The sequence below is a fragment of the Clostridia bacterium genome, from assembly GCA_036562685.1.
GTDB lineage: Bacteria > Bacillota > Clostridia > Christensenellales > DUVY01 > DUVY01.
The window spans coordinates 1-3,866 of sequence record DATCJR010000147.1; the positions used below are offsets into that span (position 1 = coordinate 1).

Genomic DNA, 3,866 nt, shown 5'->3' on the forward strand with positions numbered 1-3,866 from the left:
TACAATAATAATTTAGTTACATCTTTTATACAAAGAGACTATTGACAAATTGAAATTATAAATATATATTATCAATAGCATAATTAAATTATAAAGACATAAATTTAAAAAGTATATGTCAATAATTTTAAGTTTGAGCCAAAAATTGCTGTTAAGAAAAATTGACTTGTTAATACCTTAATCAAAATATGGATGGGTTAAGATGAAAGAAGAACTGGTCAATTCTATGTATGAACTATTAAGGGATCGCGGTACTGACCTATATATTCAATATGCCGATTATGACCATTGCGATGTCCATTTTCATCAGTGTATTGAGCTTGTTTTATTAGAATCAGGTGAAATGACTGTAACGATTAACGGCAAAAGCCGTTCATTCAAAGACGGCGAAAAAGGACTTGCTTTTATCGCCAGTTATGATATACATCATATATTACGCTCTGCAGACAGCAAAATAATAATCTGCATCATTCCCGTTTTCTTCCTAAAAAGCTTTTTTGCGGCAGCAAACGAGTTAAATTATCAAAGCTGTTATATTGAAGATAGTAAAATTATAGATAAAATTCATGATTTGCTAAAAGAACTAATGGTCTATAAAAAAGGCAATCTTTTGCTTGTAAAAGGAATAATTTATACCATTTTGGGTCTTCTTATAGAAACCAAATCATTAAAAACAGCCAATGTTCCTGCGCCAAAACAGCTCACACAACGGGTTTTGGAATATCTCAATAATAATTTCAAATCCAAAATAACCTTGGAAACCTTGGCAGACGAGTTTAATTACAGCAAATATTATTTTTCTAAAATATTTAATCAATACTTTGCGTGCAATCTTGCCACTTATATCAATATGTTGCGCGCTACCTATGTGGCCACACAGCTAAATGATAATTCTGTTCATAATATAGTAGAACTTGCTTATGAAGCAGGCTTTGATAGCCTAAGAACATTTTACAGAAGCTTTAATCAATTATTTAAAACAAGTCCAAAAAATTTCAAGAAAAAAATATATGAAAATGATAAAGTAAATAATTCAATTATGACTTTAAATGCATAATAAAAAGTAAAGCGGCTGAAAACTCAGCCGCTTTACAATATATGATAAGGGGGAAAATGATGAGCTATGTAATGGTAAATTGATTTCTCAAATTTACGAGCTAATTATAATATCAAATCATTTTTGTGTCAAGCATTTTATATGGGATTTTAATAACATTCTTTTCACAAAAACTTAACAATTTTTTCCTAGTTTTTATGAGCATCTATAACAATACGCTTTTCGCCTTCAAATACTAGACCTACTGTTCCGGGACCTGTGTGGCTTCCAATAATGGGCCCAATATAGCCTATCTTTACATCAGGAATTCCTTCTTCTAATAGCATTTGCTTAAGGTCATTAGCATTTTCAATATCATCTGCATGCGCGATATATGCTCTGGTTATTCCTTCTTTTGCGTGTTTTTTCAACGCTTTTACAGCGTATCTTAGCGCCTTAGTAACACCGCGTTCTTTATCATAAGGAGCAAGCTCGCCTTTATGGTTAATAACAATTATGGGACGAATACCCAAAACTGTACCTACTATCGCCAAAGCGGGATTAACTCTTCCTCCGCGTTTTAGATGGAACAAGTCCTTTACCAAAATCCAGTGATGTACTCTGTCTGCTAATTCTACAAGATAATCATAAACTTCTTTTGCTGTTTTGCCTTCGTCTCTCAATTCTCTAGCTCTATCCAATATATACAATTGACCTTGAGTGGCCGCTTTTGTATCTACTACATAAATCTTGCGATCAGGATATTTTTCCATTACTTCTTGAGCTGCAGCCTTGGCATTATTGGCAGTATTAGACAAACCGCCTGACAGTGATAAATGTACTATATCGCCCTGTTCTTCTTTAATTAGCTTTTCAAAATACTCGGCAGTTTCAAAGGGAGAAAGCTGAGTTGTCTTGGGCATTTTGCCAGAACGAAGCAAATCATAAAAATTTCTGTATTCTTCTTCACTGTCATAATTATCTCTATATTCTACATCGTCAATAATATACGCCATAGGAATATATTTGATATTATGCTTTTTCAAATCACTTTTTAAAGCGTCACAACATGAATCAGAAGAAAGTATAAAACTCATATTTTGGCTCCTTATAATAATATATAGATAAGTACTTAACTAATATAATATTTTTCGAGCTTTTTTGCAATATTTTTACATTTATAAACATACTTTTGTAATATTTTCCAATAAAAATATTAAAAAAAACGCCCTAAATGCCCTAAATATAGGACGTTTCTTTAATAAATCATTAATTATTATCTATTACCATTCATCATGGCCGCAGCAGCAACAATCGTCATCTTCTTCTTCAAAGTCATCATAGCCGCAATCATCACAGCAGCCGTCTTCGTCACAGCAATCATCTTGGCAACAATCGCCGTCTTCATAGACATCTGTAAATACTTTTAGTTTGTTTTCAATGTCTTGTTCGTCATCTCTTTTAGGTTCTTTTACATCATCATAGATATGCCATATCTCAGTGTATTCTTCATATTCTTGAGGCGGTATCGTCAGCAAAGGTGTCAAAGATTCTATTTCTATAAAACGATCATTAGTATAGCTTTCAAAGTTGCATTCAAAGTTTGCATACGTAGCGTTTTCATAATAAGGGAACTCTTTTACCACTAGATTGTTATGGTTAAAGTATGCTGCCCATCCTCTATGACAGCTTGTCCCAAACTTAAAGGCATTTTTCTTATTCATCTGTTTGACTGTGATAAATTTGTCGCCCCAATAAACTCTTTCATCATTCATAGAGCAGTAAGGCCATATAGCTACTTGTCTGTTTGCCCAAAGTCCTGTATCGTGATTGGAATTGGGAACGGCGAGCAACCCGCCCACATCAAACATGCTGATTCCCCATAGTGCAATTTCAACATCAAACATTCCATGGTTGGTAATGCGATGATCTACATAAACTGTACCGTCTTCATCCATTGTTATACGCATTGACTTGGATAAATTAGTTTGCTTTTCTATAGGGGCATGCAAAATTACGCCATCATCGATAATGTGATAATCTACGGGATAATTGTCAGGCTGGCAGGAACGCACTGCATCTTCGGGTGCGTGCCATAATCTGTGTCCGCCGTAAAAAATATAATCATCTCCGCCTGTTTTACCTGCAGTTTCAGGAAAAACAGCCATATGATTTTTTCCTCCGTTTATAGAATAGCCTACAATACGGGGACCAATATCTGTTGTAACAATGACTTCTACCTTGCCGTTACTTATGCTTATGCAATTTTCCCAGCCTTGAAAGCTCTTACTTACTACTGATATCATTTTCTTCTCCTTTTTAATTATAACGCTCTATATTATCTGCAAAATTATTTGCAAAAATTTACGACTTTAATCCAAATCATCATAAAACTTAACCTGTTCACCGTTATAGATAAGATTTACTGTATCTGTCCGTCCGTTACGGTGTTTTGCTATAATTAATTTTACTTTCATAGGATCAGATGAAGAAGCCTGTGAGGTTTCATCCTTAACGCGATGTATAAACATTACTATATCGGCATCCTGTTCGATAGCGCCAGATTCACGAAGGTCTGACAATTGAGGTTCGCCCTTTCTTTCTTCGCTTTTTCTTGACAACTGACTTAGTAGCAGAATAGGTACATTGAGTTCTTTTGCTGTAATTTTTAGAAATCTAGTAATATCTGCAACTTCTTGGGCGCGTGAATCAGCGCGTTCTTTGTTAGGAGTGATAAGCTGCAAATAGTCAATCATTACAACATCAAGCCCTTTTTCTTTTCGCATTCTAAGGCATTTGTTCAAAATTTCTTGAGGACGAATATATGAAG

4 protein-coding genes are annotated in these 3,866 nt (G+C 34.2%); 1 reads left to right on the forward strand and 3 read right to left on the reverse strand.

The genetic code is table 11. The features are described from left to right. Positions 1 to 202 precede the first annotated feature (202 nt). Positions 203 to 1,057, forward strand: a complete 855-nt coding sequence (locus VIL26_06895) for a helix-turn-helix transcriptional regulator (GenBank protein ID HEY8390655.1) — start codon at positions 203 to 205, stop codon at positions 1,055 to 1,057. Positions 1,058 to 1,245: 188 nt separating this feature from the next. Here VIL26_06895 and VIL26_06900 read toward each other — a convergent pair whose 3' ends face one another. From VIL26_06900 to VIL26_06910, 3 genes are all read right to left on the reverse strand, one after another. Further along, positions 1,246 to 2,133 (reverse strand): DegV family protein, encoded by an 888-nt coding sequence (locus VIL26_06900; GenBank protein ID HEY8390656.1) that lies wholly within the window; start codon positions 2,131 to 2,133, stop codon positions 1,246 to 1,248. A gap of 186 nt (positions 2,134 to 2,319) precedes the next feature. Then, positions 2,320 to 3,342, reverse strand: coding sequence for a hypothetical protein (locus VIL26_06905; protein ID HEY8390657.1), 1,023 nt, complete (start codon positions 3,340 to 3,342; stop codon positions 2,320 to 2,322). A gap of 66 nt (positions 3,343 to 3,408) precedes the next feature. Further along, a partial coding sequence (locus VIL26_06910; GenBank protein HEY8390658.1) for a DnaB-like helicase C-terminal domain-containing protein occupies positions 3,409 to 3,866 on the reverse strand: 458 nt, incomplete at its 5' end.